The following is a 17,268-nucleotide window of genomic DNA, read 5'->3' as shown; positions in this document are numbered from 1 at the left end:
ACGACCGATTTTTTTATTTGAGTCAACAAAAAATCAGTATAATCTCAGTTTATAACCCTTAATCCTCTACTCTGAGGAACTCAGAATAGAAGTTTTTCCAGGTCTATTAAGGTCCAAATTGACTAAATTTTTGATAAAAAAGGCCTATATATCTAAAGGACAAGGATATTGATTTGATTTCGCCAATAATCACTGTGTTCTCACTACAAGTAGCAATATCTGTGAGTGGGGTAAAGAGACCTTGGTAAAGTGAGTAGATTTAGAATCTAGTTCTTTGGTTTATTAAACCAAACTCATGCCACTAAGCGTATTCGGAATTGTCTAAAGTAGGTTTGCCGCTTTCTTGCTGTGACCTAGTCTAGGGGCAATATTGTGAATACGGTGAGGAAAACTACGAAAAAATTATAAACACACTCCAGATGGTGTCAGGAAAAGCATCTATAAAGTTAGATTGAAATAAATGGGAAGCTAAACTTCAGATTTATCCGACCTATCGGTAGTGCCAGAATTTAGAGAGTTCGGTGTTTCATCTGCGCTCAATGATTAAACTGCACCAGTCTTGCTCATGATGGGTATCGCGAACTTGCCAGCCATGAGCATTTAGTGCCTCAATAATCATCGGTTCTTGAGTATCCAAAATGCCGCTAAGAATTCCCCAACCGTTTTGGTCAGTGATATCAGCGAAATGGGGTATTAGGTCAAGAATGATATGGGCCAAAATATTGCAACAAAACCCTTGGACTGGATGCTGAAGCTGCTGTATCACTTGATCAAGACTTCCTTCCTTAACCCATAACTGATCTGAAGTGAGGCCATTCAGTTCTCGACTAGCTTGGGTTGCACCAATGGCGAGTGGATCTAGATCAACCGCATAGGCTTTTTGAACTCCTAAAAGAAGAGCAGCAATGGAAAGAATACCCGTGCCACAACCAATATCAGCGATACTTAGAGGATTGGGTTGTTCTGAAATTCGTTGTTCTAGGGCTCGCAAGCAGAGCTGCGTGGTTGCATGAGCGCCTGTGCCAAAAGCGACTCCGGGATTAAGGCGAATCAAAAGACGTTCACATTGTTCTGGCACCTCTAGCCAAGCCGGATAAATCAGTAACCGATTGCCAACTTCTTGAGGATGCCAATAGTCTCGCCAGTTATGGGCCCAATCTTCTTCTGTGATCAGTTGCCAGCTAATATCTGGGGCAGGATATCCCACTGACTGGACATCCTGATGTAATCTCTCGGCAAGTTTTTGCAGATCGATGGACTGGACCCGATCCAGGGATAAATATCCGCAAACAGTCAACTCTTGATTGACTATTTGGCTGGCCGTGCCTTGGCATCCTTCTTCTTGTAGCCGCCAGAAGAGTAGATCATCTAGCAGTGGCACTCCCACAACTTTAATTTCCCACCATTGGCTAGGGGGTAAAGCCGTAGGAGTGTCCGACGGAGTGTGGATGCCTGGATCGGCCATTATTGTAAATTCACAATATAGGCATCACGAATGCCTTCTACATTCGTGATTTCAGACAGTACTCCTTCGGGTAAGGGATCATCTAGGCTAAGAACCATCACAGCCGAGCCTCGAACCATCTTGCGGCCTACTTGCATACTGGCGATATTGACGTTAAAGCTACCTAACTGGGAGCCAATTTGGCCAATAATACCGGGCATATCTCGGTGTACTGTCAACAACATGTGCCGGGTAGGGACCACATTGATTGGAAAGTCATCAATATTGGTAATGCGCAGCTCGTCCTCCCCTAGAATGGCACCCGTTACTGAGCGAGTTTCAGAGGGGCCTTTGGCAGAAAGTTGAATAGACCCGGAATAATCCCGAACCGAAGCATCACGAGTCTCCACGACGCGAATCCCACGATCTTTGGCTTCAATGCCGGCATTCACATAGTTCACACGCTCTCGCAATGCTGGGGATAACAGTCCTTTGAGGGCTGCGACAACAATCGGTTGACTATCGTTGGAGGCCAGTTCTCCTTGGAGACGGACATCTAGGGATTCTATCCGGCCCCCCGCTAATTGACCGACTAGATTGCCCAAGGTCTCGGCTAGGAGCATGTATGGCTTGAGTTTTTCCAGTACGTCGGGACGTAAGCCAGGAATGTTTACAGCTGACCGGGCTGGTAGTCCTAAAAGCACATCGCGAATTTGCTCGGCGACGTCAACTGCTACGTTAGTTTGAGCTTCTTCTGTTGAGGCTCCTAGGTGGGGGGTCAAGATGATGTCTTGCTCTAGATGACATAGAGGAGAGTCTCCTAGGGGTTCGCTGGCATAGACATCCAAGGCTGCAGCAGCGATTTGCCCGGATTCTAGGGCTTTGCCTAGGGCGTCTTCATCAATGATGCCGCCACGAGCGCAGTTGATAATGCGGGCGGTGGACTTCATTTTGCCGAGGGTCTCAGCATTGACTAAGTTCTGGGTTTCTGGTGTTTTGGGGAGATGTAAGGTGATGTAGTCCGATTCTTGGAATAAAAAATCTAACTCCACTAGTCTGCAGCCTAACTGCTCTGCCCGTTCTTGGGATAAGAAAGGGTCGTAGGCTAGCAGCTTCATTCCCATTGCCCGGGCAACGGTGGCCACATGGGAACCGATTTTGCCCAGTCCAACAACACCCAGGGTCTTTTTATAGACTTCTACGCCGGTAAACTTTTTGCGTTCCCATTTGCCCGCTTTAACGGACTGGTTGGCATCGGGAATATGGCGAGAGAGGGACAGCATTAAGGCTAAAGCATGTTCTGCGGCGGCGATGGTGTTACCCTCTGGAGAGTTAACCACTACAATCCCTTTTTTGGTGGCTGTGGGCACATCCACATTATCGACACCCACACCAGCTCGACCAATAATTTTGAGCTGGGTGGCGGCTTCAATCACTGCTTCTGTAACTTGAGTGCCCGACCGAATCATCAGGGCATCGTACTCAGGAATAATTTGGATTAATTCTTCAGGAGAAAGCTTGGTCTTTACATCGACCTGGGCAACTTGACCTAAAAGGTCAATACCAGAGGGGTCAATTGGATCTGAGACGAGAACCTTGGGCATAACAGGAAAGGAGAATGAAAGTTCACAGCGATGAGCAGAACGGAATTAATCAGTTTCTGACACCTCAGTTCGCCATTCTACAAGAACCCCGAGGGAAGAACTAGGGTAAAAAATATAAAGCTGGCCCACTGAAAAAGCTATTCCTTCTCCAGTACGTCAGCAAAGGCCAAATTTTGAGATGCTAGTACAAATAAGGTCGTGGGCAATCCCGTGGTTCGAGTCTGTAAACTCTCGTAATATTCGCTGAATTGTTCGTCTGGACGCGCCATTCCCAGAACGACTAAGTCAGCCCCTTTAGAAGAAGATTTTAAGATCTGGGCGAAGGGGCGTTCATTGGCAATAATCACTTGGGAAACCGCTCGGATGCGGAGTCGTTTGACCACATCGTCGAGGTTGCGCTGAGCCGCTTGGGCAGCAGACTGGTCGGGAACGACGAGCTTGAGCCAAATTTCGGTTTGCCGCCACACCATACTAGTCCGCAGTAGGTCAGCCAAGATCAGCATCAGGCCGCCATTGCCTTTCAGGCCACCCCACCAGACATCAATCCGACGACAGAAGTTGGGAAAGCGATTTTGATGATTGTCTTGGTAGCGAAGGATAGCAACGTTTCGTTGGGCCTGATGGAAATGGGCAATCATCTGGCAGTAGCGATCGCGGCTCGTTGCGTTTTCCGTATTGCCTAACAAAATGGTGTTAGGAACCAAGGCTCCTAGCCCATAAGCTTCGACCAAGCGTTCTGCGCCGCCAAAGGGATCACTATCGCGAACAAATCGGACTAGGGCTTTCACCCCTTTGCGATCCAAATAATCTTTTACCATCGCTTCCATGGTGGTCTGTTGGGCCACGTCTCTACCCTTCACGGGTAGAACACTAGAGACCGTAATCAGTCCGCGATTGTGGGTGAGGGCTGAGGCAACCTGTACAAGATGCCATCGGCGAGTGGGAATGCCTGAAAGTACCAAAATATGGGGTCGCCAGTTTTTGGGGTCGGGAGCATTACTAATTTGAAACAGCCCCTTGCGGACCACGGTCATCCATATGCCTCGACGGACATCTCCCCAGGCACTTTCCAACTGCTGTCGTTCTAGCCATAGGTAGATGGCCAAAACAATCAGAGCTGCAACAATGGTTGCCAACCCGTTAATTAAAAACATGACGGCAATACAGCCCAGGGCACCCATCAGGGAAAAAATCCAGTGGATGCGAAAGGTAGGACGAAAAGAAGGGCTTTGGAGAAAGCTTTCCACCCCAGCCGCCACGTTAAGGACCATATAGGTGGTCAAGAAAAACATACTGAGAACCGGTGCGATCAAATTGAGATCGCCAATGGAGACCACGGCTAAGGCAATGCCTAAGGTGAAGAGGGTGCCGAGTCGAGGTTCATCTGTAGGGCCACTGCCAATTCCCAGCCAGCGAAGACTGCGAGGCAAGATGCGATCGCGTGCCAATGCCTGTAAGACTCGGGGTGCCCCTAAAATACTGCCAATCGCACTGGAAAGGGTAGCGCCCCAGACCCCCAATAAGATGGCATCCCCCCAAAAGGCAATTTTGCGCATCACCAGGGGATCTTGGATCAGGGTGCCAGGTTCGGCTCGCATGGTGAGTAGGATCGGCAACACCATATAGATCACATAGCCGGTTCCCACAGCGGCTAATGTCCCCTTTGGAATTGACCGGGCCGGATCTTTGAGATCGCCAGACATGCTGACGCCCGCCATAATGCCGGTGACCGCTGGGAAAAAGACGGCAAAGACTTCCCAAAAGCTCTTGGCTTGGGGAATGGCGTCGGTTCCGGTTTCCGGTGGCACGGCATGACCGAATCCAAAGGAAATAAGGGATAGGGCAATGGCCGCCATAATCCCAAATTGGGCTTTGATGGCAATATCAGCAGATTTCAATGCCAGACCAGCCACTAATAGGGTGGTGATAGCGGCCACCAGGGTTTGATTGAGGCTAGGAAAAATGCGAACCAGACTTTCTGCAAAGCCAATGGTGTAGAGGGCCACGGAAACCGCCTGGGCAAAAAAGAGGGGAATCCCCACAGCCCCACCCGTCTCAATGCCCAGAGAGCGGCTAATCATGTAGTAGGCTCCCCCCGTGCGCACCACCTGATCGGTTGCGATCGCAGAAATAGACAGGGCCGTCAAAAAGGTGATCGAAGTGGCTAAGGTGACGATGATTAGGGTATTGAAGAGGCCGACATTACCCACAACCCAACCGAAGCGTAGGTACATAATTACGCCCAGGATGGTGAGCAGGGAGGGGGTATAAACCCCTGCAAATGTGCCTAGTCCAGGCGTCTCTTCGGTACTGGCCGCTTGGGCCTTAGACCGACGCAAAGGGAATTTGGGCATAGACAAACTTGCACGTGAAGGATTGCGGGCCTCAGTTACTATCTCACAAACGTTTGGCGAAAGGATGAATTGCTGAGGTGTGTAGCATTGTACTTTGCTTCCTTCTCCCCTTGCTTGATGAGGGTTACAAACTCGGCTGCCAAGTGCCATGAAACCCCATGGGGACGACGCTAGGTAATCCTAATCGGCAAATCGGGCCTTCTTCAAGACGATGGGCGGCCAAAATCCACACCTCACTAGTATGGGATGCAGCTTGATAGACCACGGTCAGAATCCAGCCCTGTCCAGGGTGATCGGGATCAGGAGCATAGATGGGCTCACTGCAATAGGCTTGATCGCCCATCTGCACACTGCTGAGTTGTTGCGAGACGTGATCGAAGCTGACAATCTCACGAAAGAGTTCTGTTGTAGGGTCTGAGGTGGGGCGAGTGGAGAGATAGGTATGCCGATGGGCCTGTCCCACCTGATGGGGATCAACCACTGGAAACTCGCCTGTGCGGTCCATCAGCTTATAGGTCTCCAACACTTGGCTCGTCTGGGGATCGAGATGTAGTCGCCAAAGCTGTCCTTCTGCTTGCGTGTGGGGATGACCACTGGCTACTTCTTTGAGGAACTGGTTGGTGCTGAAGTCGGCATAACGGACGACATCGATAACGACATTTTCTTGGTCGTCCACATAGCCATTACCAAAATGCCACTGATACCAGGGATCTGCTTCACCTTGGCTGACCACTTCTAGGGACTCACGATCAATCACTAAGATATGAGTGCCTTGCTGGGGTTTCCATTGGAGACTGTCGCTATAGCTTTTGAGCTGGGCCAACATAGGCAGTGGATTGAGGAAGACGGGGGAAATACAAAAAATTAAGTAAGGCCCCGCCATCACAAAGTCATGAATCATCGGCAAGCCCTGGAGCGGAATTTTGGTTTGGCGCTGAACGGCTCCTTCTTGATTGCAGCGATAGACATGCAGATGACCTTGCTTGCTATAGCTAACGCCAAAGTTATAGATTTCGCTGCTGATCGGATCCCATTTGGGATGGGCGGAGAAAGACTGATCCGGTGCTAGGAATCCCAAATCGTCTAGCCTTTGGGTCTCCAAAGTGTTTAAGTCCAGAGCATGAGGATGTCCGCCTTCCCACAAGGTCAACAGCTTGTCGGGGAGGGCAAGCACAGAGGTATTGGCAGCATTTTTGGTTGCTCCCTGCCGCAATCTTTGCCACAGGGATCCGGCGGGCAGCATGCCATAACCTCCCATCAAGAATTGATCGGCCTGTTCTTCGGCCTGATAGCCTGCGGTTTGAACATAGCGATAGACGCCTGTTGCATTGACGCTATCGAAATGCACGGCTAAAACGGCTCCATCCCCATCAAACCAGTGGCCAACCCGTTGTCCGCCGCGCTTTAGGCGACCGGGGCCGTTGCGATATAGAGAGCCTTTGAGGTTTTCGGGTATAGCCCCGGACAAAATCGGTAACCGGGTGGTCGGAAATTCGGGTGCAGCTTGGGCAAACATGCCATACCAAGGTTGCTGAAATTGTTGAGGATGAGACTGGGTGATCATAGGTGGGTCTCCTAGGCAACGCAGACGATGTAATATGCAACAAAGTGCATATTCTCACTATATGCAATTATTTGAATATGTCAATCAGTGCATATGAGTCTTTCCTACGCAATCTTGGCAACCTTGACGGATCTAGCCTGCAGTGGCTATGAGTTGGCGAAGCGGTTTGATGGTTCGGTGGGCCATTTCTGGTCTGCGAGTCATCAGCAGATCTATCGAGAGCTCAACCGGTTAGAGGAACGGCAGTGGATCACGGGTGAGGTTATTCCCCAAACGGGACGCCCTGACAAAAAGTGCTATCACCTGACTGAAATGGGCAAGGTGGAGATGGCTAAGTGGATTGCCCAGCCCAGTAAAAGCAGCCGCACTAAGGAAGAAATCCTCGTGAAGCTGTTTGCCGGGGATTTGGTAGAGCCTGAGATATTGCTAGCAGAACTCCGTCGTTACCATCAGGAACATGAGCAGCAGTTGCAGATCTATCAGCAGATTGAGCAGCAGCATTTTGCTGATCCAGAAAAATTATCCTGGGGGGCCAAGTGCCAGTATTTAACGCTACGTCAAGGTATTCGTTATGAGATAGATGTGATCGCTTGGTGCAAGGAAGCCTTGACTTTATTAAGGGCCTGAGATCTACAACAATACTGTAAAATTCCAAAACTCAGGGGTCGAGATCAGCAATCATCTTATTCTATAGGCTTTAGGGGAAATAGAGGCAGAGGGCTTGGCTAGGGAAATCTAGATCCTCTTAAGGGACTAGTGCTAGTGCCCGTTCGTTGCATTGACTTGCCGAATAGAAGTATTAGGTCGAAAGCAGACTCAAAATATAAGAGAGTTTTCAATACCGACTCATATTAGATTCAATGATGCATGGAGAAAATCTATTGTGACCAAGCACTAAACAATATTCGACACGATATTATTATAAATATTTTCGGCGATTGCTTTAGCTCTAATCTTTATCTGCTTATCATCCCAAATAACTTGTTCTACTAGAGCTTCTTTTAAGGGATAGTTCTTTTCTCTTAGTATTTTAAATTTATCTGATGGAATTTTATCTGCCAAGTCTTCTGAATTTGTTTTTTCATCTAAAAGAATAAGATTTCCAATACTTGATACTAATATACTAGGATCTTCTTTTAAAAGAGCTTCTGGAATGATATGCTCAATTGTCAATCTATCTATATCAACGGCAAGGCCGCAATTGTTCACTGGTATAAGTTTAGATAGTGTGTATTTCACAATTGCTTTTTGCTTAGTTTTTTTTGAGGAGTATTCAAGCTCAGAAAACTTAACGATGAACTCTTCACGGTCTGGGAGTTTAGAGGCTAAGAATTTCTTTAGGTTTCTAAGGACTACTTGAATCTCATCGTTCGAAGTAGACTTTGTAAGCATGATTGCAAGTTTTGAGTAATTTGATGCAATGGATCCCGATGACCTCTGAGAAGTTATAGCATTAAAGCAATAGTGAAAATCTTCAATTTTAGAAAGTGCTTGCTTTAAGTTTCGAAGAGTTAATATTCCTTTCTTATATGACCTGATTAATGCCAATGTCATAGCTGTCTGTTGTTTCACTTTAAATAGATTTAGAGATCTGAGAGATCGTTTTACATCAACTTCTTCTTTCTCCCATTCCATTCTATCTGGTTGTAGTAGAGCTGCATACAATGGAGCTGTATTATCTAAGTTTTTAATCAATTTTTTGGCAGAATCTGGACTCGTATTTATATGGTTTTTAATTTCTGGAAAAAGTTTTTTGTCAGTGCAGTATTTAAACTCTGAAACCCAATAATGGAGAAGAAAATTATCAATAATATTAGAGCCACTATAATTGTCAAGATTTCTAACTATAGAATTCCATAATTCTTTCGCTTCATCTATAGAAATGCTAGTGTTTTTTATTTTCTTAAGGATTAGATTTTTTACCAGATCTGAAGTTGTTAGATCGCGCCCTCTCGCGTTCAATGTCTCGAAAATTAAGTATGCATCATCCTCGTTATCTAATTGAATGAAAACTAACTTAAGTGCTAGAACTCTATCTCTAAAATCTTTAAGTGCTTGAACAGCATTAGTAAATAGCGTTATTTGTGACGTTACTTTTTCATTAAGTTCCGGTATTGCATCGCGAATCTTATGATTAATAAGTTCATAGGCAGTCTCAAGTTTTTTTTCTTCAGCGCCCACTTCGCAGTTGATATTATAACCATTAAAAGATTGTATATGACTTTGGAAATATGGGAATGAAGTCTCAGGGTTGAGGACAAACTCATCTTCATTCTCTATATTGGCTTTTTCGATGTACTTGTGAACACCTTTAGCAAGATTTTCTTCACCTATTTTTGAAAAAGAATTTCTTATAGCAGACAAGATTAAAGTAATGGTGGTTAAGCGTTGTTGACCATCAACAATTCCAAAGTATGGTTTTTGGGTTTGAAAAACAACCATTGAACCAATAAAGTAGCTTTCATTTTTTTCGAGGATAATATCGTTCCAAAAGCTCTCAACCTCATCAACTTCCCATGAATATGGACGCTGAAATCTTGGGATATTGAAGTAACCAAGAGAAAAAATATCTTGGATTTCTTTGTCATTAGCTTCGATTTTCACATGCACTCTCCATTTATGCTAATTCTTTATGCTTTCAGGGAGAATACAAATTCCCTCTGAATATGTAATGAGATAGTAGTTGGTCTATTTTTAATGTCTTTCTGAATTCTACATTAGGATCTCTAATTAAAGACCAAATATTATGATGATTTATCAAAATACAAACAAATGCTTAATTAGCTATATAGGATCAATAAAGATGATTTTAGAAGATTTTTATTAGATTTATTTTTATAAAAATTATATAGAATAAATGCATGTATAGATGTTGATTTAGCTGTTTTATATTACATTATTCTGTTGAATATAAAGTCAGAATTGTAGTCAAAAATTATGAAGGTTTGGATTAGAAGATGTCGATTATAGATGTAATATTTTATACTGACGTTGGCAAACTTATGCCCGCAAAATGATTTGGTAAGGCAAGATGTTGCTTATCTATCGCCGATGATAGAAGGTAAGATCGAAAATGCTCCATAGTCAGTAGTCCTCCATGCATGGATAGACAGCTTATTTCCATGAAAACTCGCCATCTAACAGTTCTTCTTAATAAAGAGGAGGACATGTACATCGCTGAATGCCCCGAAATAGGAACTATTGATCAAGGGGCAACGATAGAAGAAGCAGTTGTAGGCTTAAAAGAGGCGATAAGGCTATATTTAGAAGAATTTTCCATGCCGGAAACATCACCTCGGTTTATAATCAATTCGGCACTTAGAGGCTTATGAACAAATGGCTTCTATGATCAATGATGGTGCTCGGCTTTGACCTATTACACCTAATGAGATTGAAGATCTAGCGTTATCTGTCGAAATTAAATCATGCTGATCTCTGGCGATCGCAACACCTTGATGCCTTGCCCCTGTGGCAGTCAAAAGTTATTCAACCAGTGCTGCGGTGTTTATTTACAAGGGTCACGCCCTGCTCCCACCGCTGAAACACTGATGCGATCTCGCTACGTTGCCTATTGCCTCAAGAATATCGATTACCTATTCAATACCGAACATCCCAATCATCGCCAACCCAATAGCCGACAATTGATCGCTGCCACTGCCAATAATTTGACTTGGTTGGGTTTAACTGTGCTTGCCACTAAAGCTGGACAACCTGAAGATAAAACCGGGATTGTTGAGTTCTTTGCGGTGTACCAAGAAGGGAACTCTGCAGCCCAACTCCACGAGCGATCGCGCTTTATCAAAGAAAAAGGCCAATGGCTTTACACCGATGGAGATAGGTTACCGCCCTTCCAGCCGAAAAAGAATGAACCCTGTTGGTGTAAAAGCGGCAAAAAGTTCAAACAGTGCCACCGCAAGAAAAACTAAAAGCTCTAACGTCTACAATCACCCAGCGGCGACAAGGGCTTGTCTATGCAAAATACGCTCAATTTATTTGCTCGATTGTGTTGTGTTGTTAGGTGGCCCAAGCTACAGGTTGAGTTACATTCGGTGCCCATTACTGCAAAATCCGCACTCGAAGTTTTTCTACATCTAAAAATTCTTCAGCGGACAAGTTCAATACCACATATTCTGCGATCGCCTTACCGTCTGCGAACCTGAGTAGCTTAGCAAATTCGGCAAGCAGGTCCTTCCCACGGTAAAGACGGAGTATTTCCTCGATATCGTGGACTCTTGCATCGCTTTAATTCTTCCCGCACCACCGATGCGACAGTAGTTGGAGAGGTTTCATGTGGGGGGTGGTCAAGCTGTTCGTATTCCTTTGCAGTCTTAATAAATTCAGCCTCGGTTGCGATGTCTCTCAATCTCTCATTGGGGATTGAAATCTGGCGACGAACGTGACAATGATGCGCCATTCTGCGTGCACACGTCTCGTGTATTGCTGATTGGAAAAACGCTTTTATTTTGCAATGCGGCTTCAGTCGGAAATTCGATGATTCCAAGCTTCGTGGCAAGGCATAGAAAGAGAGAAGGGGGATATTAAACATTGACCGAGTCAGTCAATCTTTAATTAGCGTTCACCTATCGTGCGTAGGGGAGAGTCTATCTGGGAAGATTTGATCTGTGTGACAGGGCGGCATGAATCGAACAACTGAGAAAAACTGAGACAAAAGTGGGGCAATTTCGCTGTAGGACTCCCATAGGATTTAAGTAGCCTTGAGAACAAGGCTTGCAGAGTTCTTTGTTCTCAGGTGCTTTAACGAGCTTTATTGCGAGTGGCTGATTATGCGTACATATGATTCTCGTAAGAAAAAGCCTTTCATTCGTACTGCTGCTCACCAACCTGAAGTCAGTCCGCCTTCCCGACTCCCAGACATTCAGCCCCCCACCCCATCAGCAAAGTCAAATGAAGCGGGATTAGCAGCATGGGAAGAGCAGCGACAGAAATGGGCACGTTTGGGAAACCCTTTGATGGATACAATCCCCAACGGAGCTGGGCCGAAACCTTGGTTGCAGAAGAAACGGAGCAGTGATTTTCAGGTTGGTTTTAATACGATTGGTGGAGCCACATCTATTTCCACGACTAATACAAACAAAGTTGTCATTCAAAGGGCAGAGACCGACGACGAAGATGAAACTTCTTCTGCCTCTATCAAAGACTCCTATCCATATAATGAAACCACCGAGGCTTTGATAAATGCTGAAACTAAGCCTGAGCAGGATACCTATACAACTCAGATACCCATGGCTTACACTGCCTACCATGTCGAATTTGAACACTGTGGAATGTACACGACCGGCTTGTCAGATTGTATTGCAGTTGCTGTGCTAGGAGATTTTCATCAAGAGTCTGGTAACTATCTCAAGATGGCAATGACCCATATTCCAGGTGGAAACTTAAACCAGTTTGCAGACAAGAACAGTCCAGAAAAGATGAGTGAATATGCCACTCAAGTCAAAGAGGTTCTCTTCATGGCAAATGGTTCTGGTGCAAAACTTTTAGTCGCGCTGAACTCAGGCTACACAAAAGAGCCGAGTAAAAAGAACTTTGAAAATCATCCTGTGATGGTTGACCTGATTCAAAAAATTGGTACGCCCACGATCTTGGATACAACCTCAGAACTCTATATTTATCGCAATGGTGAGTTTGCAACAGCCTATGATTCTAAGAAACATCAAGAAGCCTTGCTAGAGTGGGCAGTCTATCACCAACAGCAGGCGAATTAATGGGGTGCCTTGTCGTCGACTGATTGGCGTTGTACTGTTGCGATGGTCAATGACCTGCCAGAGGCCATCGCATCTCCCCTACTCAAAATGATAGGAATGACACACTAGAGAATCCCTATGTCTGAATGGCATCTCTATATCCTTCGTACCCGGAATGGGGCCTTGTATACAGGTGTGACGACAGACGTGGCGCGTCGACTGGAGGAGCATACCTACAGCAAAAAAGGGGCCAAGTTTTTGCGCTCAAAAGGTCCATTGCAGTTGGTTTATCAACAACCCGTCGGCAGTCGCTCCGAAGCTCAGCGATTGGAATACCAAATTAAACAACTGTCGAAGCAACAAAAAGAGACCTTTATCGCCACTCACGGCTCTTGATTACACTGGGGAAAGATCGCTGATATATATTGCCACCAGATGATGCCGCCTCACTTATGTTGAAGATTACCCAACGCACCTCCATTCCTCTCAGTGAGATTGAGTTGAGTCCCATCCGTTCTCAGGGAGCTGGAGGACAAAACGTCAACAAAGTGGCCTCTGCGATCCATCTACGGTTCGATATCGATGCCTCCTCCCTATCTCCCCTGTACAAAGAGCGCCTTCTCAACCTGGGCGATAGACGCATCACCAAAGAAGGCATCATTATTATCAAAGCCCAGCAACATCGCACCCAACAGCAAAACCGGGAAGATGCCCTCAACCGCCTGCAGATATTACTGCAAAGCGTGACCACAACCCCCAAAAAGAGGAAACCCACGAAGCGCTCCTATGGTGCCAAGCAACGGCGGTTGGATGGCAAAAGCAAACGCAGCAAGCTGAAAAAGCTCAGGGGTAATATCAAGTCCGAACTGGACTCCTAATCATTAACTCAAACCTAACTGCACAGAGGACACCATGCCAGGATTACTGCCCAATATTGATCCAGATGGACTTTTGGAATATTCAGTGGTCTACACAGACCGCTCCCTCAACCATATGTCAGGGGCCTTCCAAACGGTGATGAAGGAAATCTCCCAGACCCTTAAACAGGTGTACAACGCTGAAGCCGTGGCCATCGTCCCAGGGGGTGGCACCTTTGCCATGGAAGCCGTGGCTCGACAGTTCGCCACCGACCAATCCTGCCTGGTGATTCGCAATGGCTGGTTTAGTTTTCGCTGGAGTCAAATTTTAGAGAAAGGGAAGATACCGGCTCAATTATCCGTGCTCAAAGCTCGTCCCGTAGATGATAGTGAACAGGCCGCCTTTGCCCCAGCCTCCATTGAAGAAGTGGTTGCTAGAATTCAGGCCGAAAAACCGGATCTCGTCTTTGCGCCCCATGTGGAAACATCTTCGGGCATGATTTTGCCTATGGACTACCTCCAGGCCATCTCCAAAGCTGTCCATGCGGTGGGTGGCTTATTCGTGTTGGATTGCATTGCCTCGGGCACCATCTGGGTTGATATGGACGCCTGTGGTGTAGATGTTTTGATCAGTGCCCCTCAAAAAGGCTGGAGTAGTTCCCCCTGTAGTGGATTAGTGATGCTGAGTGCTTTAGGGCGAGAGCGGATCGAAACGACGACGAGCAGCAGCTTTGCCTGTGACCTGTTGAAATGGCTGCAGATTATGGAGGCCTATGAGCAGGGTGGACATGCTTATCACGCCACCATGCCCACAGACAGTCTTAGGGTATTTCGGGATGTGATGCAGGAAACCGCCGGATATGGGTTTGATACTGTTTGTGCTCAGCAACAGCAGCTGGGTGATCAGGTGAGAGCACTGCTGACCCGCAAAGGTATTAAAAGTGTTGCCGCCGCGGGGTTTCAGTCCCCCAGCGTGGTGGTGAGCTACACAGCAGATCCAACGATTGGACAGAAATTTAAAGCCCTAGGAATGCAGATCGCGGCGGGTGTTCCGCTGCGCTGCGATGAACCCGAGACTTTTCAAACCTTTCGGCTGGGCCTCTTTGGTTTGGATAAACTCCAAAATATTGATCGCACTGTTGCTACCCTAGCTGATGTCTTGGAGCAGATGGAATAATCCAAGACGCTTGCCCATCTCCCAGATGTATAGCAGTCAGGGATAACAGGCTTTCTACATCAGTCCAATTTCCCTTCAATAGAGCGCATCAATCTTTTAGCTGACAGTCCTCTTCCATTTTCTGAACCATCTCTCCTAGAGACGTTTCTAACGTTTGAAGTCGTTGACTTTCTTGCTCCACCTGGATTGAATGGGATTCTTTTTGGGCGATCAGGTTATTCAGTTCCCCTTGCCGACTGGCAATATCCTGATTAATCCGCTCAATCACTTCGATTTCATAGGTGTCAAAGCATCGCTGGACGGCTTGATGAATGGGTTGCCATTGCTCTTCGGCAATTTGGGGGAGATATTTGGCAAATTCCTTACGGGTTGCGTTTAAGAACTCTTGGCGCACATATTCTGCTTGCCCCACAAAAACGCCAGCTCCCACCAACAGCACGGCAAAGACATTGAGAAAAAGGGAGGAAAATACCAAGCCGATAATTTGCAATGCAATCACAATCACCACATAGGCTAAAGCCGATTGCAACACGCCCTGCCAAAACATATTGAATTGTCCAACCGCCCCATTCATATTGTCAGGCATGGCTTCAAATGCATCCTTGAGGATGTCGGTCCAAATTTGGACTTCTTTGGGGTTATAACGATGCCCTGCTGCATAGAAGCGATTGCCCAAAAGCTTGTCGTTCATTACCTCGACGACTTGTTCATAGGCCACTCGATATTCATCCGCCGCTTCATTAAGTTCAGAAAAGGCCCGGCTAATATCCTGTTTAGCGATAAATTCCCAAGCTGCCAAACGGTCATTCATATAGCGTTCAAAGGCTCGCTTAAAGGAGGTGTAAAACATGGCCCGATTGTTCTTATCTAGAAACTCTAGAAAATCCAAATCCGGTTGGGCTGCGACAAAATCCTCGTCAAAGGTAGCTTCTAGTTTGAGAATATAGGTCTTAAAGGAATCCGCAATGGCCTGAGATTCTTGATCGCGAGTTTGGCGAATTTTCGTTTGAAAGTCATCCCGAATGGCTTGCAGTTGCTCAAAATCCGTCTGAACGGAGGCCAGCTTCTGTTTGAGTTGATCCAGATCTTCATCCAGTAACGGTAACCGTCGAGAAACGGCTGCCCACACCTGCTTATGGGTCATCTGGGCTTTTTGAAGAGCATAGTCTAGTTCGGCCTGGATGCGATCGTTGGCCAGAAAGTCGAACAAACTGTCCAGAAAGACGGGCACACCTGACTGGGCGAGGGCTTCCGGGGCGTTTTGGAGTTGCGATCGCAACGCCTTCAGTCCCGAGACTTCAAACACCCGCTGGTCATATTGATCGGGGCAATAGTCCGCTAAGTGGGTGCGAAACACCTCTCGCAGTCTAGCCTCTGCTGAGGTCAGGGCCTCTCGATCATCCGGATCGATCAAATTACTTTGAACTTTATCCCAGGCATTAATCAAGAAAAAGATGGGGATACCCCGATCCTTCAGGGTGTTTTGCAGGTATCGGCGCTCATCTAAGGTGCAGGGCTGGGTCGCATCCATTACAAACAGCACGGCATGGCAATCCTGCAAAAAATTAAAGACCAGCTGATTCCGGGCTTCTGTATCATTCAGTCCTGGGGTATCAATCAGCTCTAGGCCTTGTTGCAACAGAGGAATAGGATACTCAATCTCGGCATGGCTGACATTGGGAAAGGCTGCTTGGTCTTTGGAGGCCAACGCTTTGGCTTCTTCAGGATCAATGGTGTAAATCTGCTTAAAGTCCTCTAAGGCAATTTTTTCAGGGGCCGTATCGTCAAGATGGTGGATGGTGACTTGCTTTTGGGGACCATATTTGAGCACCGTCAATACAGCCGTACAGGGGTTGACATCACTAGGCAATAATCGCTCGCCCAATAGGGAATTGAGGAGCGTACTTTTCCCCCGCTTCAGATCGCCCAACACCACCAACCGAAAGATCCCTTGCTTCAGGTTGCCTGCCACGTTCCGAAGGGATTCCACTTGCGTGGCTAGGCTAAGTTCGCCGGAGGCGGTAGACCCTTCCTTTTCTGCAGCGGATAGGGTCTCTGCCATGGCTTCCAGATGATTGGCAGCTTTCTGGCGTGAATGTTGGGCTTGATCTAACTGAGCTAAGGACGCGGCGGACAACTGCGTGAGATCAAGAAAAGTGCTCATAAATGTGGCGGTGAGATTTTAAACTTTATCTCCACCATCATAGCTACCGCACAAAAAACTGGAACGAAATCGATCTGCTGCTGTTTAGGGTTATTGAGTGAGGTTTAATTTAGGAAAATTTCTTTTTTAGGTAAAAATATTCGAAATATGGATAAAAAATAGCTCTTATGGCTGATTTCTGAGTTTATTCAGGGGGCTTCCTCGCTTCCGTAAACAAGGTTCTGTTGAAGAGTGGTGATATTGGGAAACGCAAAAGCTTTAAACACTTTGGACCTTTGCCCAGTTTCCATAAGGGTTACACCAATTCTTCGAACATGAAGGCTTTTGATGGAGCATGGTGAGTGGTGGCGATTACATGCTGCCTAAGTCCGTGTGATGATAATAATTATTTCAAGCCTT

14 protein-coding genes are annotated in these 17,268 nt (G+C 46.4%); 7 read left to right on the top strand and 7 right to left on the bottom strand.

Annotation, left to right across the window (positions count from 1 at the left end; translation table 11 throughout):
• Positions 1-526: 526 nt before the first annotated feature.
• The 4 genes from prmA to AM1_RS05675 all read right to left on the bottom strand — a co-directional run bounded on the left by prmA (position 527) and on the right by AM1_RS05675 (position 6,966).
• Complete coding sequence (prmA, locus tag AM1_RS05690) at positions 527-1,465, bottom strand: 50S ribosomal protein L11 methyltransferase (protein ID WP_012161850.1); 939 nt, start codon at positions 1,463-1,465, stop codon at positions 527-529.
• Complete coding sequence (gene serA / locus AM1_RS05685; RefSeq protein WP_012161849.1) at positions 1,465-3,048, bottom strand: phosphoglycerate dehydrogenase; 1,584 nt, start codon at positions 3,046-3,048, stop codon at positions 1,465-1,467. The genes prmA and serA overlap by 1 nt, the downstream gene beginning before the upstream one ends.
• A gap of 137 nt (positions 3,049-3,185) precedes the next feature.
• On the bottom strand, positions 3,186-5,402 hold the full coding sequence (locus AM1_RS05680) for an amino acid permease (RefSeq protein ID WP_012161848.1): 2,217 nt from the start codon (positions 5,400-5,402) through the stop codon (positions 3,186-3,188).
• Between the two features lie 124 nt (positions 5,403-5,526).
• Positions 5,527-6,966 carry a carotenoid oxygenase family protein gene (locus AM1_RS05675; RefSeq protein ID WP_012161847.1) on the bottom strand — a complete coding sequence of 480 codons (1,440 nt, stop codon included), beginning with the start codon at positions 6,964-6,966 and terminating at the stop codon, positions 5,527-5,529.
• 93 nt (positions 6,967-7,059) lie between these two features.
• Between AM1_RS05675 and AM1_RS05670 the strand changes: the two genes are divergently transcribed.
• Complete coding sequence (locus AM1_RS05670) at positions 7,060-7,593, top strand: PadR family transcriptional regulator (protein WP_012161846.1); 534 nt, start codon at positions 7,060-7,062, stop codon at positions 7,591-7,593.
• A 267-nt stretch (positions 7,594-7,860) separates the two neighbouring features.
• Here the strand turns inward: AM1_RS05670 and AM1_RS05665 are convergent, their stop codons facing one another.
• Positions 7,861-9,570 carry a DUF262 domain-containing protein gene (locus AM1_RS05665; RefSeq protein ID WP_012161845.1) on the bottom strand — a complete coding sequence of 570 codons (1,710 nt, stop codon included), beginning with the start codon at positions 9,568-9,570 and terminating at the stop codon, positions 7,861-7,863.
• Between the two features lie 518 nt (positions 9,571-10,088).
• Between AM1_RS05665 and AM1_RS05660 the strand changes: the two genes are divergently transcribed.
• Both AM1_RS05660 and AM1_RS05655 read left to right on the top strand, forming a co-directional pair.
• Positions 10,089-10,298, top strand: a complete 210-nt coding sequence (locus tag AM1_RS05660; RefSeq protein WP_041659231.1) for a type II toxin-antitoxin system HicB family antitoxin — start codon at positions 10,089-10,091, stop codon at positions 10,296-10,298.
• A gap of 93 nt (positions 10,299-10,391) precedes the next feature.
• Positions 10,392-10,892 carry a YchJ family protein gene (locus AM1_RS05655; RefSeq protein ID WP_012161843.1) on the top strand — a complete coding sequence of 167 codons (501 nt, stop codon included), beginning with the start codon at positions 10,392-10,394 and terminating at the stop codon, positions 10,890-10,892.
• A gap of 239 nt (positions 10,893-11,131) precedes the next feature.
• Here AM1_RS05655 and AM1_RS40855 read toward each other — a convergent pair whose 3' ends face one another.
• Positions 11,132-11,380, bottom strand: coding sequence for a hypothetical protein (locus AM1_RS40855; RefSeq protein ID WP_148215680.1), 249 nt, complete (start codon positions 11,378-11,380; stop codon positions 11,132-11,134).
• 556 nt (positions 11,381-11,936) lie between these two features.
• Here AM1_RS40855 and AM1_RS05650 point away from each other — a divergent pair.
• From AM1_RS05650 to AM1_RS05635, 4 genes are all read left to right on the top strand, one after another.
• Complete coding sequence (locus tag AM1_RS05650; RefSeq protein WP_148215679.1) at positions 11,937-12,692, top strand: hypothetical protein; 756 nt, start codon at positions 11,937-11,939, stop codon at positions 12,690-12,692.
• Positions 12,693-12,809: 117 nt separating this feature from the next.
• Complete coding sequence (locus tag AM1_RS05645) at positions 12,810-13,067, top strand: GIY-YIG nuclease family protein (RefSeq protein WP_012161841.1); 258 nt, start codon at positions 12,810-12,812, stop codon at positions 13,065-13,067.
• A gap of 56 nt (positions 13,068-13,123) precedes the next feature.
• On the top strand, positions 13,124-13,549 hold the full coding sequence (gene arfB / locus AM1_RS05640) for an alternative ribosome rescue aminoacyl-tRNA hydrolase ArfB (RefSeq protein WP_012161840.1): 426 nt from the start codon (positions 13,124-13,126) through the stop codon (positions 13,547-13,549).
• A gap of 34 nt (positions 13,550-13,583) precedes the next feature.
• Positions 13,584-14,705, top strand: coding sequence for an aminotransferase class V-fold PLP-dependent enzyme (locus AM1_RS05635; protein ID WP_012161839.1), 1,122 nt, complete (start codon positions 13,584-13,586; stop codon positions 14,703-14,705).
• Positions 14,706-14,793: 88 nt separating this feature from the next.
• On the opposite strand, the gene AM1_RS05630 is transcribed toward AM1_RS05635, so the two are convergent.
• Positions 14,794-16,869 carry a dynamin family protein gene (locus AM1_RS05630; RefSeq protein ID WP_041659228.1) on the bottom strand — a complete coding sequence of 692 codons (2,076 nt, stop codon included), beginning with the start codon at positions 16,867-16,869 and terminating at the stop codon, positions 14,794-14,796.
• Positions 16,870-17,268: the final 399 nt, after the last annotated feature.

The sequence above is a fragment of the Acaryochloris marina MBIC11017 genome (genome assembly GCF_000018105.1).
GTDB lineage: Bacteria > Cyanobacteriota > Cyanobacteriia > Thermosynechococcales > Thermosynechococcaceae > Acaryochloris > Acaryochloris marina.
The sequence above is the reverse complement of the archived record's forward strand: the minus strand, read 5'-3'. Positions and strand labels throughout refer to the sequence as shown.